A 24,958-nucleotide genomic window follows, 5' to 3' on the forward strand; every position below is an offset into this window, starting at 1 on the left:
TGTCCCCGAGCGTTCCGAGGTCCTGCGCCATGCACCTGCTCCGACCCGGCGACGAGCTGGGCGACCTCCTCGCGCCGTACGCCGACGTGGACCGGCGCCGCCCGGATCGGGCCTGGGTGATGGCCAACATGGTCGGCACGCTCAGCGGCTCGGCCGCGGTCGGCGGGCGGGTCGGCCAGCTCTCGGCCGGCCCCGACGCCCAGCTGTTCGTGGACATGCGGTCGCTGGCCGACGTGGTCCTCGTCGGGGCGGAGACGGTACGCCGCGAGGGCTACGGGCCGGTGCGGCTCGCGCCGCCGCGGGTGGCCGCCCGCCGGGAGCAGGGGCGCCCCGACACGCCTCCGCTCGCGATCGTCAGCCGCTCCCTGGAGCTGGACTGGGAGTCGTCGGTCTTCGCCGACGCCCCCGCGGACCGGCGCACGATCGTGCTGACCTGCGAGGCGGCCGACCCCGCGCGGATCGCGAGCGCCCGAGCGGTCGCGGAGGTGGTGGTGGCGGGGGAGGAGTCGGTCGACCCCGCCCTCGCCGTCGCGGCGCTCTCCGAGCGCGGGCACCGGGTGATCCTCTGCGAGGGCGGGCCGAGCTGGCTCGGCGAGCTGGTGGCCCGCGGCTGCCTCGACGAGCTCTGCCTCACGGTGGCGCCGGTCCTGGGCGGCGACGCGCTGCCGGTGTCGATCGCGCCGCCCGGCAGCCCGCTGCGCGACTTCGCGCTGCGCCACGTGATCGCCGCCGACGACACGCTCTTCCTGCGCTACGAGAGGACTGCCGATGCCTGAGGACGATGCGTTCTCCACGATCATGTCGTCGGTCGACACCCCGCTGATCGTGGTGACGACCGGCAACGACACCGACGGCGTGCGGGAGTGGGGCGGCTGCCTGGTGGGCTTCCACACCCAGGCCAGCATCGATCCGGAGCGCTACTGCCTGTGGCTGTCCAAGGCCAACCACACCACCCGGGTCGCGCAGCGCTCCACGCACCTGGTCGTGCACTTCCTGACCGCCGACGACCTCGCGCTCGCCGAGCGGTTCGGGACGCTGACCGGCGACCACGACGACAAGTTCGCGGGCCTGCGGACCGAGGCCGGCCCCGGTGGGGTGCCGGTGCTCCTGGACTGCCCGCACCGGCTCGTCGTACGCCGCACCAGCCTGCTCGACGAGGGCGGCGACCACCTGTGCCTCGCCACCGAGCCGGTCGCGGTCGCCAGCGGCGGGCCGTTCACGCCGCTGCGGCTCTCCGACGCCGCCCACCTGACCCCGGGCCACGAGGCCGAGGAGCGGCACGCGCCACCCACGGAGCGCGCGCCCGGCTGAGCGCGGCCGACCTGCACCGCTGGCCCGGGTCCGCCGTTGTGGCCGATCCGCTCGGCGCCGCTGCGCCGTGTACTGGAGGCGCCGGGCCCGAGGGGGCCGAGCAGGGAGTGGGACGCGATGTGTCGTTGGCTTGCGTACTCGGGCGCGCCGGTGCTCCTCGACGACCTCCTGGTCAAGCCGGAGAACTCGCTGGTGATGCAGAGCAGGCACTCGCGCCTGGGTGCGGAGCCGGTCAATGGCGACGGCCTCGGCGTCGGCTGGTACGGCGCGGTGGAGACCCCGGGTCTCTACCGCGGCACGCACCCCGCCTGGAACGACCGCAACCTGCAGGAGCTCTCGGCCCACGTGCGCGCCGGTCGGGTCTTCGCCCACATCCGCGCCTCGTCGGGCACCGCGATCCAGGGGACCAACTGCCACCCGTTCCGCCACGGGCGCTGGCTGTGGATGCACAACGGCTCGATCGCGGACTTCGCACGGGTCAGGCGCGACCTGGCGCTAGCGGTCGACCCCGAGCTGTTCCCGCACATCGAGGGCTCCACCGACTCGGAGCTGTTCTTCTTCCTCGCCCTGACCTTCGGCCTCGCGGACGACCCGCCGCCGGCCGTGGCCCGAGCCGTCGGGCTGATCGAGGAGACCGGGCGCCGGCACGGGATCGAGCTGCCGATCCAGATGACGGTGGCCACCAGCGACGGTGCGACGACGTGGGCGTTCCGGTACTCCAGCGAGCACCGGTCGCGCTCGCTCTTCCACAGCGCCGACATGACCACGCTGCACCATCAGTATCCCGACAACCCGATCCTGCGCGACCTCTCCGAGGACGCCCGGCTGGTGGTCTCGGAGCCGCTCGGGGAGCTCCGCGGAGCGTGGCACGAGGTGCCGGAGTCCAGCTGCCTGGTCGTTGGTGCTGGCGGCGAGGAGGTCCACGAGTTCGCCCCGGTGCGGAGCTGACGCTCGGGTCAGACGCCGCGTGGTCGGGTGGTCCGCCAGGCAGAGCCGCCTAGATAACAGACGCAACCAGGCGCGTGAGGCCGGGGCGGGGGCCCGGGGGTGGCGGCGGCTACCTTGCCGGCATGCAGTGTGCAGGTGAGACGGGCGGCTGTCCGGTGTGGGCGGCGGTCCGCTCGGCGTCGCGGTCCGCCGGCCCGGCGCGCGTCCGGCAGCTGAGCTGGGTGGCGACCGAGCTGCACCGGGCCCAGGAGCTGGGGGAGCAGCCGGAGGCCGGCCCCGGCGGGTGCGCGGAGTGGCTGGTCGGGGATCGAGCCCGGTTCTACCTCGTGGCGGCGTCGCAGGGGCGGCTCCGGACCCGCGGCCGGCCGGGCCGCCCGTCGACGCCGGCCTCCGTCCGGGTGCGCGCCTCGGTGCTGCGCGAGCTGGCGGCGTACGCCGGTGCGGAGGGGCCGGCAGCGGGCATCGGTCAGGCGCCGGACCGGCAGTGGACGCCCGGCGACGCCCGGCGCGCGTTCCTCACCTGGCTGCGTGCCGACGCCTCCGAGCTCGGCTCGCGCACCTACGCGTGCGCGGCGCTCGCCTCGGCGGGCGTGCGGGTGGGCGAGATGGTCGGGCTGATCGACGCGAGCATGGGCTCCGACGGGACGCTGGCCGACCTGGTCCGGAACCCACCAGGCCCGGGCGCTCCGTTCCTGGCGCCGGTCACCCTGCCGGCGTACGCCCGCGAGGCGGTGACGGCCTGGCTCCGGGTCCGGGACGGCGTCGTCGTCTCACCCCGGGTCCGGGCGCTCTTCGTCACGCTGCGGCCGGCGAGCCGGCGGGGGAGCGTGTACGCGCGCGGCCTGCCGGTGACCGCCCGCAGCCTGAACCGCTCGCACCTGCTGGCCGCCGAGAACTGGCTGGCCCTGGGTCGGTCCGCGGGCGCGGGCCTCAGCGCGAGCGACCTGTCGCTCGGCCGGCTCGCCTACCACCCGGAGACGGCCGGAGCCTGACGGCCGACCGCCGCTCAGCGCACCCGGAACACCTCCACGATGTGCGGGGTATCGATCAGGGTGTGGGGCGAGAAGGCGTGGTAGGCCCACACGTGCACCCAGGCGTTGCCGGTGCGCAGGGTCAGGAAGCTCTTGACCATGCCCGGGCCGAGGTAGGTGAAGACCACGAAGACGACCGACAGCGCGGCCGATCCGGGGGAGTCGAAGCTGGTCCAGGCGTCCCAGAGGTGCAGTCCGGCGTAGGTCAGCCCGCCGTACAGGACCGTCGCCGTGGCCGACCCGGTCAGCCGCAGGAACCGGGGGATGAGGATCGCGTACACGAAGACCATGGCCGGGAGCACGGTCCCGACGAAGTAGAGCGCGAAGGTCAGGGACGCGCCGCGCAGGAGCTGCCCCGCCGGGAGCTCGAAGAGGTCGGGCCGGCCGACGACGACCTGGAACCACGTCTCCAACACCAGCACGACGCCGATGACGAGCAGGTCGTTGCGGGGCGCGGTGGAGCGCAGTCCGAGCGCGGTCGGCGAGTAGCGGCGGCGGAAGTAGAGCAGTGGAACGACGGCGTAGACCACCAGGTTGTATCCGGCCCAGGCGAGCACCTCGGCGCGGGCCACGTGCTCGTGGGTGCCGACCAGGCTGCCGGCCAGATGCAGGCCGAACGGGTGCCATCCGAAGGCCCGGGCCAGGACGAACCCTCCGAGCAGGCCCAGGGCGCCGTACGCGAGCAGTCCCACGGTCTCCCGCAGCGCGCGCGTGCGCTCCGGTGCCCGGTCGAGCACCCGGGGGTCCGGGCGTCGACGGGTCAGCCAGTAGACGACGCCGATCATCAGGAGCACCTGGATCAGGGCGAGGTTGGTCTCCAGCAGGAGCTCCCACGGCGCGGAGTCGGCGCGCGCCGGCCAGTCGAAGGGCAGGTCGTCCGGGGCGGTGAGCGCCACCGCGACGTTGGCGCCCACCCAGGCCGCGATCGCGGTCCTGAGGATCCCGCGGGCGGACCGACGGGACTGTCGCTGCAGACCTTCGGACCCGCGCGGGGTCTCGATGTCGACGCCCATGGCGTCCACCTCCGCCTGTTGGCAATACACCTGTGCTACATCGGAAGTTAGCACGCCTGTGTTACAAAGGGCCATGCCCAAGATGGTGGATCCGGACCAGCGGCGCCGGGACCTGGCTCACGCCACCTGGCGCGTCATCCGCCGCGAGGGCGTGGAGCACGCCTCGGTGCGCACCGTCGCCCGGGAGGCCGGCCTGTCCGCCGGGTCGCTGCGGCACTACTTCGGCAGCCAGACCGAGCTGCTGGCGTTCGCCATGGCCACGGTGATGGAGCGGGTCGAGCACCGGGTCGCCGCGGTGCCCCGACCGGACGACCCGCTGGTGGCGGCCAAGGCCGTGCTGGCCGAGCTGCTGCCGCTGGACGACGAGCGAGCCGCGGAGAACGAGGTGTGGCTCGCGTTCACGGCTCGCGCCCTGGCGGACGGCCGGCTCCGGGAGCTGCGTGACGAGGCCTACGACCGTCTCCAGGCGGGGTGTGCCGCCTGGATCGCGCGGCTGCTCCCCGACGCGGGGGCGGCCGAGCACGAGCTCGAGTCCGAGCGGCTCTTCGCCCTCGTGGACGGGCTGGCCGTCCACGCCGCGCTGCGCCCTGCCTCGGCCACCCCGGCTCGGCTTGCGGCGGTCCTGGACCATCACCTCGAGCAGGTGGTGCGGTGCGCCGGTTCGCCCGGTTTCGCCGGCGACTGAGAGGGGATCGTGGGACCGTGGGGATCACCCCTGCGCGCCCTCCGGAAGGTCCCCATGCCACGCATGTCCCGCCTTGTTGTCGTCCTGCTCGCCGTTGCCGCCGTTCTCGCCGGCCTCCTGGTCGGGTCGCCCGCGTCCGCCGCGGACGGGTCGCTCTCGGGCGTGGTTCAGGTGAAGCCGGCCGGTGGCCCCGTGGCGCCGCTGGCCGGCGCCGACGTGCACCTGTACCGCTCCGCGACGACCGAGTGGAGCGGGGAGCTGGTCCGGTCCGTCCGGGCCGGGGCCGACGGCTCCTGGAGCGCCGCGGGTCTCGAGGACGGGTACTACTTCGTGCGGGTGATCGCCCCCGAAGGCTCCCCGGCCGAGGAGTACTGGGAGAACGCCTGGAGCCCCTACGAGGTGACGCCCGTCCGGGTCGACGGCAACGCCGTCAGGCTCCCGCGCCCGATCGTCCTGGAGACCCCCGGCTGGGTCCAGGGTCGGGTCGTCGACGAGGCCGGCCGGCCGGTCGTGGGCGCCTTCGTCTCGTTCCGGGCCTCGGAGAGCTCGGGGAGCTACGGGCTGGAGACCGGGGCCGACGGACGCTATGACAGCCGCACCGGCGACCACACCGACGCGCTGCTGCCGGGCAGCTACCTGGTCGCCGTCCGGTGGTACAGCGACGACCTCGACGACCCGGTCTACCGCGAGAGCGAGGCTCGCGTGACCGTGAGCGCCGGAGCGGGCGCCACCCACGACGTCACGCTCGTGGAGAGGCCGGCGATCGTCATGACGGTGCTCGACGAGGAGGGCCAGCCGCTGGCGAACGCGCCGCTCCACCTGCAGGTCCGAACGCCCGACTTCAAGAACGGCGTGTTCGGGCCGATCCAGTCCGGGCCCCACGAGACCGACGCCTCAGGGCGCTATCTGGTGGGCGACTCCTTCGAGGAGGTGAAGGTCTTCGTCGGCCTGCCCGAGGGGTACCAGGGCTCCGCGGTCGGCGAGTGGTGGGACGGCGCGTACTCGTTCGCCGAGGCTCGGTCGCTGACCTTCCCGGCCGGCGCTCCGCTGCGCCGCGAGATCACGGTCCGCCTCGGCTCGGCCCCGACCGCGGTCCAGGCGGTCACTCCGGGCATCCGAGGTGTCGCTCGGGTGGGAAGGACGCTCACGGCCTACACCCCTGGGTGGGGGCCGAGCGGCGTGGAGATGGAGTACCAGTGGCTCGATAGTGGCTTCGTCATCCCGGGTGCGACCGGGTCGAGCTTCACGATCCCGGCCACCATGGCCGGCAGCCACGGGGTCTCGGTGCGGGTGACCGGCAGGGTCCCCGGCCAGCCCGCGGTCGATCGGGTGAGCCCGTGGACGGGGGAGGTGCTGCCCTCTGACGGCAGCACCGACATGGTCGCCGGGATCCCCAAGATCACCGGACGGGCCGAGGTGGGACACGTCCTCGCGGCGATCCCCGGCACCTGGTTCCCCGCGGGCGTGACCCTGAGCTGGGTCTGGACGGCAGGAGGCAAGCAGGTCGGCACTGGGCGCTACCTGAAGGTCACCAATGCGCTGGCCGGCAAGTCCGTCCTCCTCGTCGTGCGGGGCGAGCTCGGCGGCGCGAGCACCGTCGTCTCCTCGAACTACACCGTCAAGGTGCGCGGCGTGTTGACCGCGGCCCGGCCGAAGGTCACCGGCAAGGCGCAGGTGGGGCGGAAGCTGCGCGCCAGGGCTGGAGCGTGGGGGCCGGGCAAGGTCACCGTGCGGTTGGCCTGGTTCCGCAACGGGACCAAGGTGAAGAAGGCCACCGGCACGACGTACCGGCTGACCCGCAAGGACGTCGGCAAGCGGATCAGCGTGCGGGCAACGGGCAGCCGTCGACACTTCGACACCGTCACGACCCGGAGTGCCAAGACCGGCCGCGTGACCCGCTAGTGCCACGCGGGCCCGGGGCCGCGTGGCTAGTCCGTCTCGACCTCGGTGAGCGCCAGCAGCTCCTCGCGAGCCTGGGTCAGCTGCTCGGGAGACAGGTACGGCGTGTTGACCGCCGCGACGAGTCCCTCGGCCGCGAGTCGGACGATCAGGGCCCGGCCCGGCGGCAGGCCGTCGGCCGCGAAGGCGTCGTTCCAGGCTCGGGCGTCCTCCTCCTCCAGGGGCGCGGACAGGGCGGCTGCGTCGGTTGCCCCCAGCGCGGAGAGCAGCCCGGCGGGACTGAACATCCGGGTGAGGTACTCGCTGCCTCCGGTGTGGGCGCGCACGTAGCCGCGGGTGAACTTGCCGGCCCGGTTCTCGCTGAGGTCGACGTGGGCGCGCACCTCCTCCCAGATCCGGGTGATCGTGTGCTCGATCAGCGCGGTGAGAAGCTCTTCGCGGCTGCGGAAGTGGTGCATCAGCCCGCTCTTGGTCACCCCGGCGAGCGCGGCGATCTCGGCGAGGCTGACCCTCGTCCCCTTCTGCACGATCGCCTGCTCGGCAGCGTCGAGGATCGCGCGCCGGGTGCGCTCGCGGTCCCGTACCAGCTCCCGCTCGGGCGGCGTCATCGCCGCGTCTCTCGCACCGGGGTCATGGAGGGGATCATCCGCCACGCGACGACAGCCGCCGCCAGCAGGATGGCCGCCGCGACGAACGAGGTCGTCTGCATGGCCGCGGCGAACGCCTCCTGCGCGGCGGCGATGACCGACGGGTCGTCGATGGTGGTGACGGCGTAGGCGAGCGAGTCGTGCACGGTCGCGGTCTCCTCGGCGTCCAGGCCGGCTGGCAGCTCGAGCCCGGAGCGGTACATCGCGAGATGCAGGGATCCGAGCACGGCGATCCCCAGGGCGCCACCGAGCTCGTAGGCGGTCTCGGCGACGGCCGACGCGGCACCCGCGCGCTCCTTGGGTACGGCGCTGACCACCGCGTCGGTGGAGAGGGTCATCGCGATCCCGATGCCGAGCCCCATTACGGCGAGCGCGCCCCCGAGCCCCCAGAAGGAGGTCCACTGGGTGGTCGCGCCGATCCCGGCGAGACCGAGGGCGGCCACCGCGAGCCCCAGGCCGATCGAGCGGCCGGCGCCGAGCCGGGTCACCAGCACGCCGATCAGTCCGATCACCGCGATCGACGCCAACGTGGCGGGCAGCTCCGCGAGGCCGGCGTCCAGCGGACCGAAGCCGCGGACCAGCTGCAGGTACTGGGAGAAGAAGAAGAGCAGGCCCAGGAAGGCGAAGATCGAGAGCAGGCTCGCGCACACGGCTCCGGTGAACGCGGGCACGCGGAACAGCGACACGTCGAGCAGGGGGACCCGCAGCCGCGCCTGCCGGCGCAGGAACCACCAGCCGCAGGCGACGCCGAGCAGGACAGTCCCGACGACCACGCTGTCGAACCCCGACGCGATCCAGTGCTTCACGCCGTACACGACCGGCACGATCGTCAGGATCGAGAGCAGGGAGGACACCACGTCGATCGGCTGGCCGGCCATGCCCCGCGACTCCGGCAGCAGGAGCCAGCCTCCGACCAGCGCGAGCGCCATGATCGGCACGTTGATCAGGAACACCGAGCCCCACCAGAAGTGCTCCAGGAGCACTCCGCCGACCAGGGGCCCGAGCGCGGCGCCGGCGGTGGCGCCGACCGACCAGACCGCGATGGCCCGGGTGCGCTGCGCCGGCTCGCGGAACATGGCGCGCACGATCGAGAGCGTCGAGGGCATCAGTGTGGCGCCGGCGACGCCGAGCAGGGCGCGTGCCGCGATCAGGGTCTCGGCGTTGGGGGAGAACGCCGCGACGACCGACGCTGCGCCGAAGGCGGCGCTGCCGATCATCAGCAGTCGCTTGCGACCGATCCGGTCGGCGACGTTGCCCATCGTGATCAGCAGGCCGGCGAGCACGAAGGAGTAGATGTCGCCGATCCAGAGCAGCTGACTCGAGGAGGGAGCGAGATCCTCGGCCAGCGACGGCACCGCGAGGTAGAGCACCGTCCCATCGATCGCGAGCAGGAGGACGACCAGGACGAGTACGACGAGTGCGGTCCACTCCCGGCGGCTGGCGCGGGCGGGCGCCACGTACGTCTGCGTCATGCCGACGACGCTTACGGTCCATTCGGACGGTTAAACAATCCAAGTGGTTGTTAGGTCCACCACGCCGCGGTGGGCGCTGAGACGGCGGCGTCGGACCGGGGCGGGTCAGTGCTCGAGGTACGCCGCGAGCTGCGCCAGGGACGACCTGAGGCCCACAGCGTGGTCCTCCGCGGAGATGCCGGGCGGGACATCGGTGGCCCGGAACTCCACGCGGGTCCCGCCGTCCTCCGGGACGACCTCCCAGGTCATGGTCATGGTCCCGGAGAACATCGGGTCGTCGGAGACGAAGTCGACGACCTGGACGATGCGCGAGCCCGGTACGACGTCGACGAAGCGGGCCTCGACGACATCCGACCCGGGGGTGGTCTTGCCGGCCGCGGTGAGCGGGTCGTCGTAGGTGAGCACGAGCCGGTAGGACCCGCCCGGTCGCGCGTCGACGTACTCGAACCGGCCGCTCATCCCCTCGGGCGGCAGCCAGGCGACCAGCGCCTCCGGGTCGACGAGCGCCCGGAACGCCCGGTCGACCGGCGCGCGGACGACGCGGGCGGCGGAGTCGACGCGGGCCATGGAGACAGCCTCGCACCAGTCAGGCCCGCGGCGGGGCGGAACCGGGCCGTCAGGACCGGTTCACGGCGGCCCGCGTGACCTCCTCGTCGAGGTAGCGCAGGATGACCGCGGCGACGGCGACCACCGGAACGGCCAGGAAGGCGCCGACGATCCCGAACAGGGTCGAGCCCAGGGCGACCGAGAGCAGGACGACCACGGCGTGCAGCTGCATGCTGCGTGACTGCAGCCACGGCGAGAGGACGTTGCCCTCGAGCTGCTGGACGGCGAGGATCACGGCCAGGATGATCAGCGCACCGGTCACGCCGTTGGACACCAGGGCCACGAGGACGGCGATGGCGCCGACGACCACGGCGCCGACGATCGGGATGAAGCCGCCGAAGAACGTCAGCACGGTGAGCGGCACGGCCAGCGGTACGCCGACCAGCAGCAGCGCCGCGCCGATGAAGAGCGCGTCGATGAAGCTGACCAGTGCCTGGGTGCGGATGTAGCCGCCGAGGGTGCCCCAGGAGCGGCTCATCACCTCGCGCAGGTGGGGGCCGACCCGCGAGCCGGAGAGCCGACCGATCCAGGGCCCGAAGTTCCGGCCGTCCTTGAGGAAGAAGAACGTCAGCACCAGCGTGAGCAGGAGCGTGATCGCCGCCGACGAGACTGCGCCCACGCCGGTGAGCACTCCGGAGGCGATGGCGTCGGCACTGCTGGTCAACCGGTCCTGGGCGCCTGCCACCGCGGCGTCCATCTGGGTGGCGGTGACCAGGCCGGTGTCCTCGGTCCACTGCTGGAGCTTCTGCAGGCCGGCGACGGCGTCGTCGGCGATGTCGCCGGTCTGCCCGCTCACCGACGGCGCGATGGCGGCGCCGACCCCGACCACGACGATGATCGAGCCGATCAGCACGCCGGCGGCGGCCAGTGCGGGCGGGAACCGCAGCCGCCGCTCCAGGAACCGCGCCGGCCCCTCCAGGACGGTCGCGACGATCATCGCGAGCAGGACCGGCAGCAGGATGCTCCACAGCTCCCGCACCAGCAGGCCGAGCAGCACCGCGCCGAGGGCGATCAGGACCCAGCGGCCGCTCCAGCGGGCCAGCCAGGCGAGGCCGTTGCCGATGACCTGCTCCCGGCCCGGTACGGGGGCCGGCGTGGTCACCGGACGGCCAGTCTTCTCGTGGTCCATGCCCTGCTCTCTCGCGTTGAGGAATATCGACCCGACCGTATGGCCTGGGGGTTGGTTCCGCTCGGGTACCCGGTGGAGGACTAGTGCAGCGGTCCGGGTCGCGCTCCGGTCGGGCGGTCGGGAAGGGCTTGCGTTCGAACAGGTGTTCGAGTAGGATGGGGGTCACGACATCGCCTGTTGAGCTGTTGGAGGCTCGCATGGTCCATCCGATCCGGGTCGCCGCCCGTGAGCTCGGCGATGTGCTGAAGTCGGTCGTGGACGTGAACCCGGCGTTCATGGAGACCGCTGACAAGGCGGCTGCGTTGGTCGAGCTGGCGGCGGTGGAGTCGCGGGTGGCCGAGCTGCGGTTGCGGGTCTGTGCGGACGCGGGTGACGTGGCCGAGGCGGCGGGCACGCGCGATGTGGGGGTGTGGGCTGCGGCTGAGACCCGGCGGCGTCGGGGTGACTGCGCCTGCGAGCTGCGGTTGGCGTTGGCGTTGGCGGACCGGCCGGTGCTCGCGGCCGGGGTCCGCGAGGGGCGGGTAAACCTGGACCAGGCGCAGGCGATCGCGGCCTCGCTGGCCGACCTGCCGTCCGGGGTGGACGAGGCGGTGGTCGACGAGGCCGAGGCGGCGCTCGTGGCGTACGCCGCGACGTACGGCCCGATCGAGCTGCGCCGGCTGGGCCGGCGGATCCTGGACCTGGTCGCCCCCGAGGTCGCGGAGGCCGCGGAGGCGCGGAAGCTGGCCGCCCTGGAGGCGTCCGCACACGAGCGGATGCGGCTGCGGATCCACGCCCTCGGGGACGGCACGACGCGGATCAGCGGCCTGATCCCGGACGCCTCGGCGGCCCGGCTGGCCACCTACCTGCACGCGTTCACCAACCCCCGCCGCGACAACGCGCCCACCCCGGCCGAGCCGGAGCGGGCAGTCCCGTACGGACGGAAGACGGCGCAGGCGTTCTGCGACCTGCTCGAGGTCCTGGACCCGGCCCGGCTGCCGATCCACGGCGGTGATGCCACCACCCTGGTGGTCACGATCTCGCTGACATCGCTGCGCGAGCGGCTCGGGACAGCGACGCTGGGGAACCCGGCGCCGGGTGAGTCCCATGACCGGATCACCGCGGCCGAGGCCCGCCGGCTGGCGTGCACCGCCCAGATCGTGCCCGCGGTGCTCGGCGGCGACAGCGAGGTCCTCGACCTGGGCCGGACCCAGCGGCTGTTCACCCGGGCCCAGCGTCGTGCCCTCGCGCTGCGGGACCGGGAGTGCCGTGCGGAGGGCTGCCAGATCCCCGCTGCCTGGTGCGAGGCCCATCATCGTGATCCCTGGTCCACCGGCGGCCGCACCGACCTCGCCGACGGGATGCTGCTGTGCTCCCACCACCATCACCGGGCCCACGACGACCGGTACTCCACCGACCGGCTCGCCAACGGCGACCTCCGCTTCCACCGGCGGACATAACAGGCTGGGTACTCCGCGTCGCGGAGGGAGCTGCAGCCTGCCCGCTTCGGGCCTCAGGTCAGGAAGTGTCGGCCGACCGGCGAGTGCCCGGAGTCAGCCTCGACGAATCCAGGAAGTGAAGCCGTGCTTCGAGGGCACGTAGTCGGAGAAGGACCGACCGGTGCCGGTGGCGCGGTTCACGACGAGGTAGGAGGCCTCGACCCGCACCCGCGCCTTCCTCCACCGCCTCAGGCAGCTCCTCTGGATGGTGAACCTTGACGTGTCCCTCTGGTAGTTCAGCGCCAGCGTGGTCGGGCACAACAGCGGCGGACCGACGTAGCGGCTTCCCCGCATTCGCCGCAGCTGCCAGTCGGAGTCACCACCCAGGCTGGTCCCGATGCCGAGCTCGGGACCTCTGCGTCGCGGGTCGATGTCGAGTTCCACCGAGATGCTGGCCGGAATGCCCTGCCTGATGTTGCGATGGAAGGACATGACGCGGATTGATCGTCGCTTGTTCGCCACCCGCACCTTGACCAGGTCAGCACCACGGGCCGCGGAGTCGCGAGCCGGATCGTCGAATACCTCCGTCGCCGCCTGCGCCGGAGCCGACGCCAGTCCGCCGGCACTGAGCAATGCGGTGAGCAACACGGGGACTAGCTGTCGGGCGATCATCTCGGTCCCTCCGGTCCGGTGGTCCCAGCAGCGTAGGTCCCGTGAGGTGGCTAGCGCGGGATGCGCAGCGCACCAGCTCCGAGGCGTCGCAACGCAGGCCGGTGGCTCACGACGAGTGCCAGGCGGCGGAGGCCGGCGGGATCTCGATGGCCAGCACGTGCAGCACCGGGCACGGTAGTCGAGGATCCCGACCCGCGGCAGGCTGGCGGTGGCAGGGACCCGCGTCGACCGGGGCAGGTCGGAATTGCGGCCGGCGCGTCGAAGTCATCACCGGTGAGCAGCACCGTGTCGGAGAGGCAGGCGTGCAGCTGGGCCAGGTTGGCCGGCCCGTCCTCGGCCGGGCGGGGTCGCGGGCCACCTCGCGGTGCCCACCGTGCTCGTTGCCAGGGCGAACTCTCTCCTGTTCGTCCAGCCGTCCCACGATCGTCGGCGCGTGGTGCAACGCGGGCGCGTGTGGGCGGCGACTACCGGGACGCGACCGTCACGATCAACTCGCACGGCGTACTTGACCCGCACCTGGGTTTCAAGAAGCTGCCGAAGCTGGACGCCGATGGGGTGGCGACGTGCGAGGGCCTCATCCCACCTTGAGCGTCTGTAGGACGGCCGGCGTCAGCGGTGCCCGGCGGGCACGGTCCCGGGACCGATCTCGCACAGTTGGGTCCCCGAGCCCAGGTCGCCCAGGCAGTTCCGCAGGGCGGCGGTGCGGGACTCTGCCTCGTCGATGAGGACATCGGCGAAGCGCTCCCAGTCCTGCGGCTGCGGACGGTCGGGCAGGGACTCGAAGTGGTCGGCGATCTGGCGGACGGTGAGGCCGACGCGCTGGGCGACCTTGGCGACCCTGATCCGGCAGGCCGCCGTGTCGTCGAAGCGCCGCTGGCCGCCCGCGGTGCGACGGGCGGTGATCAGCCCGTGCTTCTCGTAGAACCGCACGGCCGACGGGGCGATGCCCGCCGCGGCAGCGACGTCCTTGACCGAGAGGTCGAAGTCCGGGGGAGTCTCCACGGAGGTGGTCATCGCTCCAGCGTGCCTCCGCAGGCTTCCCGACTTCAACAGCCTTGACTTCAACGCCCTTGACTTCAACAAATGGTCAAGGCTCAGCGTGGCGGGCATGACTCCTACCGAACCCATCACCGCATCCGCCGCTGCAGCCGAACAGTCGGGCCTGCACCTTGCCGTCCTCGCCGCCAGCGTCCGCCGGGACCGGCTCAGCCGCACCCTGGGGGACTGGGCAGCGGGCCGGGCCGCCGAGGTCGCCGGCACCGTGGACCTGATCGACCTGGCCGAGTCCGAGCTGCCGGACGACGAGCTGCTGCAGCCGGGGGGCGGGCCGCGCTCGGCGATCGCCCACCGCATCGAGCGGGCCGACGGCTACCTGGTCGTCACGCCCGAGTACAACCACAGCTATCCCGCCAGCCTGAAGCGCGCGATCGACTGGCACTACCGGGAGTGGATGTTCAAGCCCGCCACGGTGGTGTCGTACGGCGTGCACGGCGGGCTGCTCGCCACCGAGCACCTGCGCGGCGTCCTCGCCGAGCTGCACGTCGTCACGACCCGGCGCGGCGTCGGGCTGCGCGCGCCGTGGAACGACGTCCACGACCGGGGGTTCGACCCGCCGCCCGATGCCGGCGCGGCCCTCGACCAGGCGCTGGGCGAGCTGGTCTGGTGGGGCGAGGTCCTCTGCGCCGCCCGCCGTGACCGGCCCTTCCAGCCATGACCACCGCTCCGCCGGCCCTGGACGTCCGGGCCCGCACCATCGGGCTGGTGCTGGCCCTGGGCGGCCTCATGGTCACGGTCGACACCACCGTCGCCTTCGTGGCCGTGCCGGCGATCGTCGCCGACCTGGACTCCACGCTGCCGGCCGTGCAGTGGGTGACCAGCGGCTACCTGCTCGGCGTGGTCGCCGTCGTCCCCGTGGCCGGCTGGGCGGCCGCCCGGTTCGGCGCTCGGCGGGTCTACCTGCTGACCCTGGTGGTCTTCACCGGGTCGTCGGTCCTGGCGGGGCTGGCCTGGGACGCCGGGTCGCTCACGGCGTTCCGGATCCTGCAGGGGCTCGGCGGCGGGCTGCTCAACCCGGTCGGCCAGGCCATCGCCCTGCGGGCGGTGCCCCGCGAGGTCCGCGGACGGATGATGGGCCTGCTCGGGCTGCCGGTGCTGATCGGCCCGGTGCTCGGCCCGCTCCTGGCCGGCTGGCTGGTCGACACGGCCTCCTGGCGTTGGATCTTCCTGATCAACCTCCCCATCGGGGCAGCGGCGATCCTGCTCTGCGCCTACCTGCTGCCGCCGACCACCGACCGGACGGTGGTCACCCGCATCGACTGGCCCGGTCTGGTGCTGGTCTGCGGCGGCGCGGTCCTGCTGGTGCTCGGCTGCACGCTGGTCGGGGAGTCCGGCTCGATGACGGGCCGGACCGGCGCCGCGCTGGGAGCCGGGCTGCTGCTCCTCGTCGGCTTCGGCGCCCGGACCGTGCGGACCGACGCGCCCCTGGTCGACCTCCGGCTGCTGCGCCACCCGCCCCTGGCTGCCGGCCTGGGCGTCCTCGGCTGCTTCGGGGCCGGGTACTTCGGTGCGATGACGGTCCTGCCCGTCTACGTCCAGGGGGTCCGCGGCGATCCAGCCAGCCTCGCCGCGACGATCACGATCCCGATGGCCCTGGCCGTCGGGCTCACGATGCAGGTCGCCACTCGCCTCGTGGACCGGGTGCCGCCCCGACGCATCGTGCTCAGCGGCGTGACCCTCGGCCTCCTGGGAACCCTCGCGCTGCTGCTCGCCACCACGAGCGGTGCCTCCTACCCGCTGATCGCCGCCGCGGGCGCCGTCCTCGGCGTCGGGTCGGGCGCGACGCTGATGCCGACGATGGCTGTCGCCGTGCGCGACCTCGAGAACGACGACACCGCCCGCGGCACGACGCTGCTCGCGCTCGTCCAGCAGCTCGCCGGCGCCGTGGGCGGCGCCGTGATCGCCAGCTCGCTGACGCTCCTCGTCGCCGAGCGGGTGCCCGCCCTGGCCACCGCGGAGCGCGACGGCCTCGCCGCGATGCTCGCGCTCGACCCGCGGTCGCGGGCCCGGCTCGAGGACAGCCTGGCCCTCGCTGTCGGCGGCAGCTATGCGGTCGCCGCCGGGTTCGTCGCCCTGAGCATGCTGGCCGCCCTGGTGGGCCTCGCCGCCCGCCCGAACGAGGACCGCACGCAAACCCGTGGCCAACGACGGACGATCAGGTCACGCTGACTCATGGCCTTGCCACTCCTCGACCGCCACAGCACAGTCATCGCGGCCCCGCCGGCGGTGGTGCTGGAGGTGGCCGCGCGCTACGCCCGGGGACTCGCGTACCCCGACCACCCGCTCCTCCACCTGCTGCTCGGCACCGAGCCGCCCGCTGGGTTCGGGATCGACGACGAGCCGGCCGAGGGGGAGGTGTCGCTCTCCGGACGGCACCGGTTCTCGGAGTACCGCCTGGTCTTCGCCGCGGACGGCGTGGACGGCGCGGACGGCGTGGACGGCACGGACGGCGTGGACGGCGTGGACCAGGGCGGGACGACGCTGACGGTGCTCTCGTACGCCGCGTTCCCGGGCCTGCGCGGCCGGATCTACCGCGGCCTCCTGCTCGGGACCGGCGGGCACGTGCTGGCGGTGCGGCGGATGCTCGCCGACATCGGGTCCCGCGCCGCCCGGGGATCCGCGCCGAGTGCGGCCGGCCGGGAGAGAGGACGTGGGTGAGCGCGAGCATGGTCGTGGATCCGTGGTGGCCGGTCGTGCTGCTCGCGGCGATCCAGGTCGTGGACGGGGTCCTGTGCCTGGGGCCGGTCTCGTTCGTCGCCGCGTGCCTCGACGACGTCCGGTTCCCCCGGCGCTTCTGGTGGGTGCTCTCGCCGATCAAGTTCGCCGCGGCGGCCGGCCTGCTGCTCGGACTCTGGGTCCCGCACCTCGCCCTGGTCACCGCCTGCTGCCTGGTGGCGTACTTCGTCGCCGCGATCGGCGGTCACCTCCGGGCCCGCGACCTCGGCCGGAACCTGGCCGTGAACGCGTTGGGCATGCTGGTGCTGTGTGTCGCGGTCGCCGGGACCCTGGCCGCCTGACCCGAGCGTGACGTCCCCGGGCGAGAGAGGTCCCCGGGCGAGAGAGGACACCCGATGCCGCACACCGATCCGGGGCCGACCCCCGAGCAGGTCGGCGCGTTGGTCGCCGACTACCTGGCCGCCTGGAACGAGCCGGACGCCGCTGTCCGGTCGGGCCTGCTGGCCCGCTGCTGGGACCCCGCCGGTGTGTACCTCGATCCGACGGTGCGCACCCAGGGCCCCGCGGCGCTCGGCGAGCACATCGGCCGGGTACAGGCGAGCCGGCCGGGGTCGTACCTGGAGCTCGTGGGCGACGTCGACCAGCACCACGACGTCGTCCACTTCCGCTGGCGGCAGCTGCGGCCCGGGCGGCCTCCGGGGCCGGTCTCCCGGGACTTCGGGCAGGTCGGCCCCAGCGGCCGGCTGGTCTCGATCACCGGCTTCTTCGGCTCCGACTGAGCCGTCCCGGAGCGGGCCGGCTCAGCGGGTGACGACCCGGTCGGCGACCTGGTCCAGGAGCGGGGCGTCGTGGGAGATCGCCAGGACCCCGGCGCCAGTCCGGTCGACGTACGCGCGAACGTGGCGCCACAGGACCGCCTGGGTCAGCGCGTCCAGGCTGCTGGAGATCTCGTCGGCGAGCAGATAGCGAGGCTCGACGAGCAGCGCGCGGGCGAGGTTCACCCGCTGCAGCTCGCCGCCGCTGATCTCGTGGGGGTAGCGCTCGAGCCACCCCTCATCGACCAGGCCCTGCTCGGCGACCGCCCGCTCGGGGCCGTCGGGCCGGGCCTCGGCGAGCACCTCCCGGATCCGCCAGCGCGGGTTGACGGCGCGGTCCGCGTGCTGGCCCACCAGCTGCACGGGGCGGGGTCCCCGCCCGGCTCCGACCGGTACGCCGTCCGCCGTGACCTCGCCGCGGTCCGGGCGCCGCAGCCCGGCGAGCGCGGCGGCCAGTGTCGACTTGCCCCGGCCGCTGGGCGCGTGCAGCCCGAGCACCTCGCCCGGCGCCAGGTCCAGGTCGACGCCCTCGAGCACCCAGGGGGAGCGCCGCCCGTAGCGCACCCACACGTCCCGGGCGCTCAGCACGCGGCGCGCTCCGGGGTCTGCACCGGCCCGACCTGCGCCGCGCGGTCGGTCGTGACCTGGAAGCCGTTGGCGGGCAGCGCGCGCCACAGCGCGCGGCTGTAGGGGTTCCCCAGTCCGGCGCCGGACCCGCTGAAGTCGCGCACCTGCTCCTCGGCGACGGTGCGGCCGCGGTCGACGACGACCACCCGGTCGGCCACCCCGAGGGCGCCGACCAGCTCGTGGGTGATCAGCAGGACGCCGCGCCCCTCGTCGGCCAGCGAGCGGAGCCGGCCCAGCACCGTGCGGACCTCGGCCGGCCCCAGGCCCGGGGTGGGCTCGTCGGCGACGACGACGCGGGGCTGCCCGGCCAGGGCCATCGCGGTGAGCACCCGGCGGCCCATCCCGCCGGAGAGCTGGTGGGGATAGCGCCGGGCGACCTCGGGCCCGAGCCCCTGGGCGGCCAGCGCCTCGGCGACGTACCGGCGCGCGCTCGCGCGGTCGGCGCCCGCCAGGCGTGCGGCGCGACGCAGCTGGGCGCCGGCGGTGGCGGCCGGGTCGAGGTGGGAGAGCGACTGGGGCAGCAGTGCGATCTCGCGGCCGGCGAGCCGGCGCCGGGCGGCGGCGTCCACCGGCGTGCCGCACCAGCTGATCGTGCCCTGCTCCCTGCCGTTGGGGGGCAGCAGACCGAGGACCGCGTGCCCCAGCAGGCTCTTGCCGGCACCGCTGGCGCCGACCAGCGCGACGACCTCGCCGGCTCGGACGTCGAGGCTCATCCGCTCCACCCCGGTGACGGTGCGGCGCCGCAGCCCGCGCTCGTACTGGGTGAACTCGACGCGCAGGTCGCGCACCTCCAGCAGCGGCCGGTCCGGGCCCGGCCCGGTGCCCGGGTGAGCAGGGGTGCGGGTGGCGAGGCACGCGGAATCGGTGGTCACAGGTGGGCACTCCTCGGGGCGAGCAGCAGACGGAGGTCCTCGCCGATGCGGTCGACGAGCTTGACGACGAGCAGCAGCCCGAGGCCGGGCAGGACGGCGAGCCACCAGTGGCCGGCCGAGAGGGTCCGCATCGCGTCCTGGAGCAGGACGCCGACCGCCGGCTGGCCGGGGTCGATGCCGAGGCCGAGGAACGAGAGCGCCGCCTCGTGCAGGATCGCGTGCGGGAACATCAGGACGGCGCCGACCGAGAGGTGCGGGACCAGGTGCGGGGCGAGGTGGCGCCGCGCGACGTGCAGGCGTCCGTGCCCGAGCGCCCGCGAGGTCGCCACGTAGTCGGACCCGGCGACCTCGTGGGACGTGGCCAGCAGCACCCGGGTCAGCCGCGGCCAGTGGGTCAGGCCGACCGCGAGGATCACGGCCTGGGTGCCGCCACCGAGCGCGAAGGCCAGCAGGAGCAGCAGCACCAGGTGCGGCAGGGCCAGGAACAGGTCGACCAGCCAGCCGACGACGGCGGCGGCGGCCCGTCCGCCCACCGTGGCCACCAGGGCCAGCACGAGCGCGATCAGGCCGGACATCGCCGCCGCGGTGAGGCCCACGAGCAGGCTCAGCCGCAGCCCGACGAGGGTGCGCAGCAGCAGGTCGCGGCCGTAGGCGTCGGTGCCGAACGGGTGCCCCCACGACGGCGCCTGGTGGCGGGCGGCGAGGTCGGTGGTGGCGGCGGGCCCGGCGGCGAGGGTGCCGGCCACCGCGACGGCCACGACCAGCGCGAGTGCGATCGCGACGGCGGTCATGGTGCGGGTACGCCGGTCGCGCCACCGCGGGGTCCGCGAGCCGTCGCCGGCGGGCTCGGGCCGGCCCGGCTGCGCGGCCGAGCTCGGCGGCCGGAGGTCGGTGCTCACAGCGCCACCTCCTGGCGGGCGAGCGGCACGGCCGCACGGTGGGCCAGGGTGCCGAGGGCGTTGCCGACGAAGACGAAGAGCGCGGTGACCAGCGCGACGCCGAGCAGCAGCGGGACGTCCTGGCGCAGGGCCGCCGTCGTGGTGGCCTCGCCGAGCCCGGGGTAGGTGAAGACCTGCTCGGCGAGCACCGAGCCGCCGAACAGCTCGCCGACGGAGGCGAACTGGAGCATCAGCGCCGGCCCGGCCGCGTTGCGCGCCACCCGGTGCAGCACCAGCCCCGGCAGCCGCTCGCCCTGGGCCCGGGCGAACGCCACGTGGTCGCTGGCCAGGATCGACACGGTCGCCTCGCGGGTGTGCAGCAGCACCGGGGAGATGCCCACGACGCTGACGGTGAGCGCGGGCAGCAGGAGGTGGTGGAGCTGGTCCAGCAGCGAGGCCTCGCCGCTCAGGGTGCCGATGGGAGCGGCGCAGCACACCGGCGTCCACTGCAGCGAGACCGAGAAGACGTAGAGGAGCACCAGACCGACCCAGAACGTCGGGGACGAGGCGAGGGTGTAGGCCCACCAGGTGAGCACCCGGTCCACGGGGCGGCCGTGCCGGGCGCCGGCGAGCAGGCCGAGCCCGAAGCCCAGGAGCCCGGAGAACAGCCAGGCGAGCCCCATCAGCGCGAGGCTGGCGGGAAGCCGCTCGGCGATGACCTCGGTGACCGGCACGCCGTACACCTGGGAGGTGCCGAGGTCGCCGCCGAGCACGTTGCCGGCCCAGGTGACGAACCGCTCCACCGGGGGCTCGTCGAGGCCCCAGCGCTCCTCGATCTGGGCGCGCTGCTCGCTGCCCAGCGCGGCCGCGTCGGCCCCGACGTACGCCTCGACCGGGTCGATCGGCGAGGCCGCCATCAGCGCGAACGAGCCGATCGCGACCGCGACCAGCAGGCTCAGCAGCCGCAGCGCCCGCCCGGTCAGCGCGCCCGCAGCCCGCCCCGCTGCCCGTTCCGCTGCCCGATCCGCAGTCCCCACGTCAGCAGGTCCAGGTCCACTCGGCGATGCCCGCGGTGATCGGCCAGCCGTGTCCGTGCGGCTCGATCCGCGGCTCGCCCAGGTCCAGGCACTCGTCGACGAAGTAGGTGTGCTCGAGGTTGACCAGCCAGGCCCAGGCGGCGTCGGCCGAGGCCGTGAAGCCCTCGGTGCCCTCCAGCTGCGCGGCGCGCCACTCGCGGTTCGCGGTCTCGGTGTCGGTGGCCGCCATCGCGGCATCCAGGTGCCGGTCGACCGCCGCGCTGCGGTAGAAGCCGGGGTTGAACAGGTCGGAGCCGGCCATCGAGGAGTGGTAGAGGTTGTACATCTCGGTCGGGTCGTGGCTGCCCCAGCCGAACATCACGGCGTCGGTGTGCAGGCGCCGGTCGATCTCGTCCCAGCTCACGCCCTCGGTGCGGATCTCGACGCCCGCCTCGGCCACCATGTCGACGACGCTCAGGGCCAGGCCTTGGCGCAGGGTGTCGCCGGCGGGGTAGAGCAGCGTGAAGGAGGCGGGGGTGCCGTCCTTCTCCCGGATCCCGTCGCCGTCGGCGTCGCGCCATCCGGCGTCCGCCAGGGCCGCCTCGGCGGCGGGGACGTCCGCGTCCTCGATCGCGGAGGCCGGCTCGTACCAGGGGGCGCCGTCGACCGGACCGGTGGCGGGGGAGCCGTACCCCTCGAGGACGGCGTCGACCAGCGCCTGGCGGTCGACCGCCAGGTTGACGGCGCGGCGGACCGCGAGGTCGGCGGTGACGTCGTTGCCCACCGGCACCCCGTCGCTGCGGGGCGCACCCGCCGGCACCGTCGGGAACGAGATGCCGCGGTTGTCGATGGAGGTGACCGCCTCCAGGCGCATGCCCGCGATGTCCTGGGTGGCGAGCGCCGAGGGCAGCGCGGCCACGTCGACCTCGCCGGTGCGGGCGGCGGCGAGCGTGGCGTCCTCGTCGGTGAACACGAAGACGATCCGGTCGAACTCCGGCTGGTCGCCGTAGTAGTCCTCGTTGCGCTCCACGACCAGCTGCTGGCCGCGCTTCCACTCCACGAGGCGGAACGGGCCGGAGCCGACCGGCTGCTGCGCGTAGCTCTCGCCGTGGGCGTGCTCGGGGACGATGCCGAGGCTGATCATCCGGTTGACGAACGTGCTGCGCGGCTCGTCGAGGCGCAGCTCCACGGTGTCCTCGTCCACCGCGACGGCCTCCTCGAGGGCGGTGACGTCGGTCAGTCCGCCCTGCTCGGCGGCCGCGTTGTACGTGTAGGCGACATCCGCGGCCGTGACCGGCGTGCCGTCGGTGAACATCGCGTCGTCGCGCAGGTCGACGGTCCAGGTCAGCCCGTCCGCGCTCACCCGGTAGTCGGTGGCCAGGTCGAGCCCGACGCCGAGGTCGGCCTCGCGGGTCAGCAGCGTGGACTGGAACAGCGGGGCGCCGTACCGGCCCCAGCCGAGGGTGGGGTCGTAGCCCTCCTCGGACTCGCCGCCGATCGCGAGCCGCAGCACCGTAGGCTGCTCCCCGCTCTCGGCGGGTCCGGACCCGCCACCACAGGCGGTGAGTGCCGCGACCGACAGGGCGAGGGCCCACGGCCCGGCCAGCCGGCCCGCCCGCCCACGAGATCGCCGCATTTGTCCCGCCTTCGTTGTTGCCACCAGTTTGCAACAAGAAGCGTAGTGCAGTCGCAGTCCGTACGCCGTCCTGGCCCGCAGTCCTGGACGCGGACGGCTCGTCCCCGCCCGCGGGGGATCGCCAGCGGAGTCGACCGGCGCCAGACTCGACGGGCAGGACGACCCGACGAAGGGGACCACGATGGCGCGTGTCTCGAGCCGGCTGGGCGGCTGGCTGGACGCGCTGGAGCGCTATCCGCCGACCCGGTTCCTGGTCCGGTGCCTGCGGATCTTCCTGCACATCGAGGGGCGGGACCGGGTGCTCATGCTCGCTGGGCAGGGGTTCCTCGCGCTGATTCCGATGCTCCTGGTCCTGGCCTCCTTCGCCAGTTCCTCGGGCGCCGGACGGGTCGGGGAGGAGATCAACCGCCGGATGGGTCTGACGGGCAACGCCGCCGAGGCCGTGAGCACCCTGTTCGCCTACCCGCCGGGCACCACGGGCGGCGCCACGGTCCTCAGCCTGGCCCTGCTGATCTTCTCCCTCAACGGCTTCGCCCGCTCGGTGCAGCAGACCTTCGAGGGAGCCTGGGGGCTGCCGCGGATGGGGATCCGGGGCACGGCGTACCGAGCCGCCGGGCTCGCCGTGCTGCTGACGACGGGGTTCACGGTCGGCTGGGTCGGGCGCCCGCTGGACTCCCTGGAGTCGCGGGTGCTCCTGGGCCTGGTCGGCCAGGCCGCGATCGGGGTGGTCGGCTGGCTGGTCGGGACCTCGCTGATGCTGTCCCGGCGGGTCCCGGCCCGCGACCTGCTGGCCGGGGCCGTGCTCAGCACCGTGCTCCAGCTGATCGTGGGATGGGGGACCGCGATCTACCTCCCCGACCTGTTCGCCCGCAACGCGGAGCGGTACGGCGTCGTCGGCGTCGCCCTGGCCCTGGTGACCTGGCTGGTCACGGTGGCCTCGGTGGTCGTCGGCGCCGCGATCCTCGGAGCGGTGCTCGGCACCGGGGGTGGCGGCCCGGTCAGGGCTGCTGCTGAGGGGCCGCCCGGGTCTGGGTGTGCGCGCGCACGACCGAGGCGACCACGACGACGTTGAAGACGATCAGCGCGCAGGTCAGCAGCCGGGCCAGCTGGCCCTCGGCATGCACGTCGCCGTACCCGATCGTCGTCATCGTGCTCAGCGTGAAGTAGAGCGCGTCGGTGCGGGTGCCGAGACCCTCGAACTGCTCGGGTGCCAGCCGGTTGACCAGGAAGAAGGCCAGCGAGAACCAGATCACGAGCAGCTCCAGCACCATGATCAGCACCCCGATGCCCCACCCTCGGCTGCCGGCGTGCAGGTGCTGGAGCTCCAGCACCATGATCCGGCCGAGCACGCCCAGGCCCACCACCGTCAGCACCAGTCCGACCACGACGCCGGCCGAGGTGCGCAGCTCGAGGGGAAAGGCGAAGTAGGCCACCAGCAGTCCGGCGGCGCTCCACACCGGCCGCCGCCGGGCGGCCCCGCCGCGGCTCAGGATGCCGCCGCCGCGGCTCATGACGCCGCCGCCGGCGGCTCGTCCTCCGGTCGTCCGCTGATCAGCGGGAGCCGCCAGGCACCGTCGGGGTCGGCATCCACCAGCAGGGCGCGGACCAGCAGGCTCATCGGCACGGCCAGCAGCGCACCCAGCGGGCCGAGCACCCAGGCCCAGAACACCAGCGACACGAAGGTGAGGCTGGTGGACAGTCCGACCGCGCTGCCGACGTACCTCGGCTGGATGATCGACTGGACGACCACGTTCACGACGGAGTAGAGCACGATCACCCACAGCATCAGGCCGACGCCGCCCTCCAGCAGCCCGATCAGGGCCGGGGGCACGACACCGAGGACGAACCCGATGTTGGGGATGAAGTTCGTGACGAAGGAGAGCACCCCCCACACGAACGCACCGGGCACCCCGAGCGCCCACAGCAGGCCGGTGTCGATGACCGCGACGATCAGGCCGAACACGGCCGAGACCCACAGGTAGTTGCGGGTGCCCTGGGCGAAGGTCACCAGCGCGTCGACGAGCTCGGGGCGATGCGCGCGGGCCTGGTCGGCCAGCCGGGAGGCCTGCGCGCTGTCGAAGGCGAGGAACAGGAGCAGGGTGATCACGAAGAACAGGTTCGTGACCACCGACGACAGGCTCGACACCACGGCGCCGGTGGCGTCCAGGAGCCGGCCGACGTCGAGGGAGTCGCTCGCCGCCCGGACGTGGGACTCGGCGACCCCCAGGTTCGAGAGACGGTCCAGGGCGCGCTCGGTCATCCGGTCCAGGTCGCCGGCGTACCTCGGGATCAGCGTCGCCAGCCGGCCCAGCGACACCACGAGCGAGAGCGCCAGCGCGAGGAGGAGCACGTACGACGCGACGACCACGACCACGGAGGCCGCCCAGCGCGGCATCCAGCGCTCGAGGGTGGCCCGCAGTGGGTGGAAGACGATGGTCAGGGCCACGGCCAGCATCGCCGGACCGACGATCCCGGAGGCCGAGCGGAGCCCGGCGATGACGATCACCAGGCTGGCGGCACCGATCAGCAGTCTGCTCGTCCGGGTCATGGG

General features: G+C 73.7%; 27 protein-coding genes. 13 read left to right on the forward strand and 14 right to left on the reverse strand.

Going from position 1 to position 24,958, the window contains the following annotated elements:
• Positions 1-29: 29 nt before the first annotated feature.
• From EBO35_RS09165 to EBO35_RS09180, 4 genes are all read left to right on the forward strand, one after another.
• Positions 30-776, forward strand: coding sequence for a pyrimidine reductase family protein (locus EBO35_RS09165; RefSeq protein ID WP_122817438.1), 747 nt, complete (start codon positions 30-32; stop codon positions 774-776).
• Positions 769-1,311 (forward strand): flavin reductase family protein, encoded by a 543-nt coding sequence (locus EBO35_RS09170; RefSeq protein WP_122817439.1) that lies wholly within the window; start codon positions 769-771, stop codon positions 1,309-1,311. Before EBO35_RS09165 ends, EBO35_RS09170 begins: the two co-directional genes overlap by 8 nt.
• A 117-nt stretch (positions 1,312-1,428) precedes the next feature.
• On the forward strand, positions 1,429-2,259 hold the full coding sequence (locus EBO35_RS09175; RefSeq protein ID WP_122817440.1) for a class II glutamine amidotransferase: 831 nt from the start codon (positions 1,429-1,431) through the stop codon (positions 2,257-2,259).
• 122 nt (positions 2,260-2,381) lie between these two features.
• The gene (locus EBO35_RS09180; RefSeq protein ID WP_164477881.1) at positions 2,382-3,251 is read left to right on the forward strand and encodes a site-specific integrase; all 870 of its coding nucleotides are present in this window, start codon (positions 2,382-2,384) and stop codon (positions 3,249-3,251) included.
• Between the two features lie 14 nt (positions 3,252-3,265).
• Here the strand turns inward: EBO35_RS09180 and EBO35_RS09185 are convergent, their stop codons facing one another.
• Positions 3,266-4,303, reverse strand: coding sequence for a hypothetical protein (locus EBO35_RS09185; protein WP_122817442.1), 1,038 nt, complete (start codon positions 4,301-4,303; stop codon positions 3,266-3,268).
• A 73-nt stretch (positions 4,304-4,376) separates the two neighbouring features.
• Between EBO35_RS09185 and EBO35_RS09190 the strand changes: the two genes are divergently transcribed.
• Positions 4,377-4,988: a TetR/AcrR family transcriptional regulator gene (locus tag EBO35_RS09190; protein WP_122817443.1), complete on the forward strand. Its 612-nt coding sequence runs from the start codon at positions 4,377-4,379 to the stop codon at positions 4,986-4,988.
• Positions 4,989-5,051: 63 nt separating this feature from the next.
• Positions 5,052-6,890 carry a carboxypeptidase regulatory-like domain-containing protein gene (locus EBO35_RS09195; RefSeq protein ID WP_164477883.1) on the forward strand — a complete coding sequence of 613 codons (1,839 nt, stop codon included), beginning with the start codon at positions 5,052-5,054 and terminating at the stop codon, positions 6,888-6,890.
• 26 nt (positions 6,891-6,916) lie between these two features.
• Here the strand turns inward: EBO35_RS09195 and EBO35_RS09200 are convergent, their stop codons facing one another.
• From EBO35_RS09200 to EBO35_RS09215, 4 genes are all read right to left on the reverse strand, one after another.
• Positions 6,917-7,495: a TetR/AcrR family transcriptional regulator gene (locus tag EBO35_RS09200; protein ID WP_122817445.1), complete on the reverse strand. Its 579-nt coding sequence runs from the start codon at positions 7,493-7,495 to the stop codon at positions 6,917-6,919.
• Complete coding sequence (locus EBO35_RS09205; RefSeq protein ID WP_122817446.1) at positions 7,492-9,006, reverse strand: MFS transporter; 1,515 nt, start codon at positions 9,004-9,006, stop codon at positions 7,492-7,494. The genes EBO35_RS09200 and EBO35_RS09205 overlap by 4 nt, the downstream gene beginning before the upstream one ends.
• Positions 9,007-9,111: 105 nt before the next feature.
• Positions 9,112-9,573, reverse strand: coding sequence for an SRPBCC family protein (locus EBO35_RS09210; RefSeq protein WP_122817447.1), 462 nt, complete (start codon positions 9,571-9,573; stop codon positions 9,112-9,114).
• A gap of 49 nt (positions 9,574-9,622) precedes the next feature.
• Positions 9,623-10,741, reverse strand: coding sequence for an AI-2E family transporter (locus tag EBO35_RS09215; protein ID WP_122817448.1), 1,119 nt, complete (start codon positions 10,739-10,741; stop codon positions 9,623-9,625).
• 197 nt (positions 10,742-10,938) lie between these two features.
• Here EBO35_RS09215 and EBO35_RS09220 point away from each other — a divergent pair, with 197 nt between their 5' ends.
• Complete coding sequence (locus tag EBO35_RS09220; RefSeq protein WP_164477884.1) at positions 10,939-12,180, forward strand: HNH endonuclease signature motif containing protein; 1,242 nt, start codon at positions 10,939-10,941, stop codon at positions 12,178-12,180.
• Between the two features lie 93 nt (positions 12,181-12,273).
• On the opposite strand, the gene EBO35_RS09225 is transcribed toward EBO35_RS09220, so the two are convergent.
• Positions 12,274-12,831 carry a hypothetical protein gene (locus tag EBO35_RS09225; RefSeq protein WP_122817450.1) on the reverse strand — a complete coding sequence of 186 codons (558 nt, stop codon included), beginning with the start codon at positions 12,829-12,831 and terminating at the stop codon, positions 12,274-12,276.
• Positions 12,832-13,440: 609 nt separating this feature from the next.
• On the reverse strand, positions 13,441-13,845 hold the full coding sequence (locus EBO35_RS09235) for a MerR family DNA-binding transcriptional regulator (RefSeq protein WP_122817452.1): 405 nt from the start codon (positions 13,843-13,845) through the stop codon (positions 13,441-13,443).
• A 94-nt stretch (positions 13,846-13,939) separates the two neighbouring features.
• On the opposite strand from EBO35_RS09235, the gene EBO35_RS09240 reads away from it, so the two are divergent.
• The 5 genes from EBO35_RS09240 to EBO35_RS09260 are packed head-to-tail and all read left to right on the forward strand — an operon-like array spanning position 13,940 to position 17,342.
• A complete protein-coding gene (locus tag EBO35_RS09240) occupies positions 13,940-14,545 on the forward strand; it encodes an NADPH-dependent FMN reductase (RefSeq protein ID WP_122817453.1) in 606 nt (201 codons plus the stop codon).
• Positions 14,542-16,056 carry a DHA2 family efflux MFS transporter permease subunit gene (locus EBO35_RS09245; protein ID WP_122817454.1) on the forward strand — a complete coding sequence of 505 codons (1,515 nt, stop codon included), beginning with the start codon at positions 14,542-14,544 and terminating at the stop codon, positions 16,054-16,056. The genes EBO35_RS09240 and EBO35_RS09245 overlap by 4 nt, the downstream gene beginning before the upstream one ends.
• A 3-nt stretch (positions 16,057-16,059) precedes the next feature.
• Complete coding sequence (locus EBO35_RS09250; protein ID WP_122817455.1) at positions 16,060-16,545, forward strand: SRPBCC family protein; 486 nt, start codon at positions 16,060-16,062, stop codon at positions 16,543-16,545.
• Positions 16,542-16,904: a DoxX family protein gene (locus EBO35_RS09255; protein WP_206422727.1), complete on the forward strand. Its 363-nt coding sequence runs from the start codon at positions 16,542-16,544 to the stop codon at positions 16,902-16,904. Before EBO35_RS09250 ends, EBO35_RS09255 begins: the two co-directional genes overlap by 4 nt.
• A gap of 54 nt (positions 16,905-16,958) precedes the next feature.
• Positions 16,959-17,342 carry a nuclear transport factor 2 family protein gene (locus tag EBO35_RS09260; RefSeq protein ID WP_122817456.1) on the forward strand — a complete coding sequence of 128 codons (384 nt, stop codon included), beginning with the start codon at positions 16,959-16,961 and terminating at the stop codon, positions 17,340-17,342.
• A 21-nt stretch (positions 17,343-17,363) separates the two neighbouring features.
• Here the strand turns inward: EBO35_RS09260 and EBO35_RS09265 are convergent, their stop codons facing one another.
• The 5 genes from EBO35_RS09265 to EBO35_RS09285 are packed head-to-tail and all read right to left on the reverse strand — an operon-like array spanning position 17,364 to position 22,407.
• Complete coding sequence (locus tag EBO35_RS09265) at positions 17,364-17,966, reverse strand: ABC transporter ATP-binding protein (RefSeq protein ID WP_122817457.1); 603 nt, start codon at positions 17,964-17,966, stop codon at positions 17,364-17,366.
• Positions 17,960-18,877: an ATP-binding cassette domain-containing protein gene (locus EBO35_RS09270; protein ID WP_241153942.1), complete on the reverse strand. Its 918-nt coding sequence runs from the start codon at positions 18,875-18,877 to the stop codon at positions 17,960-17,962. Before EBO35_RS09270 ends, EBO35_RS09265 begins: the two co-directional genes overlap by 7 nt.
• Positions 18,874-19,776, reverse strand: coding sequence for an ABC transporter permease (locus tag EBO35_RS09275; RefSeq protein ID WP_241153943.1), 903 nt, complete (start codon positions 19,774-19,776; stop codon positions 18,874-18,876). Before EBO35_RS09275 ends, EBO35_RS09270 begins: the two co-directional genes overlap by 4 nt.
• A complete protein-coding gene (locus tag EBO35_RS09280) occupies positions 19,773-20,792 on the reverse strand; it encodes an ABC transporter permease (protein WP_206422728.1) in 1,020 nt (339 codons plus the stop codon). The genes EBO35_RS09275 and EBO35_RS09280 overlap by 4 nt, the downstream gene beginning before the upstream one ends.
• A gap of 1 nt (position 20,793) precedes the next feature.
• Positions 20,794-22,407, reverse strand: coding sequence for an ABC transporter substrate-binding protein (locus EBO35_RS09285; RefSeq protein ID WP_122817458.1), 1,614 nt, complete (start codon positions 22,405-22,407; stop codon positions 20,794-20,796).
• A 181-nt stretch (positions 22,408-22,588) separates the two neighbouring features.
• Here EBO35_RS09285 and EBO35_RS09290 point away from each other — a divergent pair, with 181 nt between their 5' ends.
• Entirely contained in the window at positions 22,589-23,479 is an 891-nt protein-coding gene (locus EBO35_RS09290) for a YhjD/YihY/BrkB family envelope integrity protein (RefSeq protein WP_122817459.1), read from the forward strand.
• Here the strand turns inward: EBO35_RS09290 and EBO35_RS09295 are convergent.
• Positions 23,406-23,918: a potassium channel family protein gene (locus tag EBO35_RS09295; protein ID WP_122817460.1), complete on the reverse strand. Its 513-nt coding sequence runs from the start codon at positions 23,916-23,918 to the stop codon at positions 23,406-23,408. The two genes, EBO35_RS09290 and EBO35_RS09295, sit on opposite strands and share 74 nt — an antisense overlap.
• Positions 23,915-24,955 (reverse strand): AI-2E family transporter, encoded by a 1,041-nt coding sequence (locus EBO35_RS09300; protein ID WP_122817461.1) that lies wholly within the window; start codon positions 24,953-24,955, stop codon positions 23,915-23,917. Before EBO35_RS09300 ends, EBO35_RS09295 begins: the two co-directional genes overlap by 4 nt.
• Positions 24,956-24,958: the final 3 nt, after the last annotated feature.

This window comes from Nocardioides pantholopis (assembly GCF_003710085.1).
Lineage (GTDB): Bacteria > Actinomycetota > Actinomycetes > Propionibacteriales > Nocardioidaceae > Nocardioides > Nocardioides pantholopis.

Coding starts and splice junctions, on each gene's coding strand:
- EBO35_RS09185 (WP_122817442.1), bottom strand. CDS start 4,303: ATGGGCGTCGACATCGAGACCCCGCGCGGGTCCGAAGGTCTGCAGCGA.
- EBO35_RS09290 (WP_122817459.1), top strand. CDS start 22,589: ATGGCGCGTGTCTCGAGCCGGCTGGGCGGCTGGCTGGACGCGCTGGAG.
- EBO35_RS09220 (WP_164477884.1), top strand. CDS start 10,939: ATGGTCCATCCGATCCGGGTCGCCGCCCGTGAGCTCGGCGATGTGCTG.
- EBO35_RS09215 (WP_122817448.1), bottom strand. CDS start 10,741: ATGGACCACGAGAAGACTGGCCGTCCGGTGACCACGCCGGCCCCCGTA.
- EBO35_RS09295 (WP_122817460.1), bottom strand. CDS start 23,918: ATGAGCCGCGGCGGCGGCATCCTGAGCCGCGGCGGGGCCGCCCGGCGG.
- EBO35_RS09245 (WP_122817454.1), top strand. CDS start 14,542: ATGACCACCGCTCCGCCGGCCCTGGACGTCCGGGCCCGCACCATCGGG.
- EBO35_RS09175 (WP_122817440.1), top strand. CDS start 1,429: ATGTGTCGTTGGCTTGCGTACTCGGGCGCGCCGGTGCTCCTCGACGAC.
- EBO35_RS09190 (WP_122817443.1), top strand. CDS start 4,377: ATGCCCAAGATGGTGGATCCGGACCAGCGGCGCCGGGACCTGGCTCAC.
- EBO35_RS09260 (WP_122817456.1), top strand. CDS start 16,959: ATGCCGCACACCGATCCGGGGCCGACCCCCGAGCAGGTCGGCGCGTTG.
- EBO35_RS09195 (WP_164477883.1), top strand. CDS start 5,052: ATGTCCCGCCTTGTTGTCGTCCTGCTCGCCGTTGCCGCCGTTCTCGCC.
- EBO35_RS09165 (WP_122817438.1), top strand. CDS start 30: ATGCACCTGCTCCGACCCGGCGACGAGCTGGGCGACCTCCTCGCGCCG.
- EBO35_RS09200 (WP_122817445.1), bottom strand. CDS start 7,495: ATGACGCCGCCCGAGCGGGAGCTGGTACGGGACCGCGAGCGCACCCGG.
- EBO35_RS09250 (WP_122817455.1), top strand. CDS start 16,060: ATGGCCTTGCCACTCCTCGACCGCCACAGCACAGTCATCGCGGCCCCG.
- EBO35_RS09240 (WP_122817453.1), top strand. CDS start 13,940: ATGACTCCTACCGAACCCATCACCGCATCCGCCGCTGCAGCCGAACAG.
- EBO35_RS09300 (WP_122817461.1), bottom strand. CDS start 24,955: ATGACCCGGACGAGCAGACTGCTGATCGGTGCCGCCAGCCTGGTGATC.
- EBO35_RS09205 (WP_122817446.1), bottom strand. CDS start 9,006: ATGACGCAGACGTACGTGGCGCCCGCCCGCGCCAGCCGCCGGGAGTGG.
- EBO35_RS09285 (WP_122817458.1), bottom strand. CDS start 22,407: ATGCGGCGATCTCGTGGGCGGGCGGGCCGGCTGGCCGGGCCGTGGGCC.
- EBO35_RS09225 (WP_122817450.1), bottom strand. CDS start 12,831: ATGATCGCCCGACAGCTAGTCCCCGTGTTGCTCACCGCATTGCTCAGT.
- EBO35_RS09170 (WP_122817439.1), top strand. CDS start 769: ATGCCTGAGGACGATGCGTTCTCCACGATCATGTCGTCGGTCGACACC.
- EBO35_RS09210 (WP_122817447.1), bottom strand. CDS start 9,573: ATGGCCCGCGTCGACTCCGCCGCCCGCGTCGTCCGCGCGCCGGTCGAC.
- EBO35_RS09180 (WP_164477881.1), top strand. CDS start 2,382: ATGCAGTGTGCAGGTGAGACGGGCGGCTGTCCGGTGTGGGCGGCGGTC.
- EBO35_RS09235 (WP_122817452.1), bottom strand. CDS start 13,845: ATGACCACCTCCGTGGAGACTCCCCCGGACTTCGACCTCTCGGTCAAG.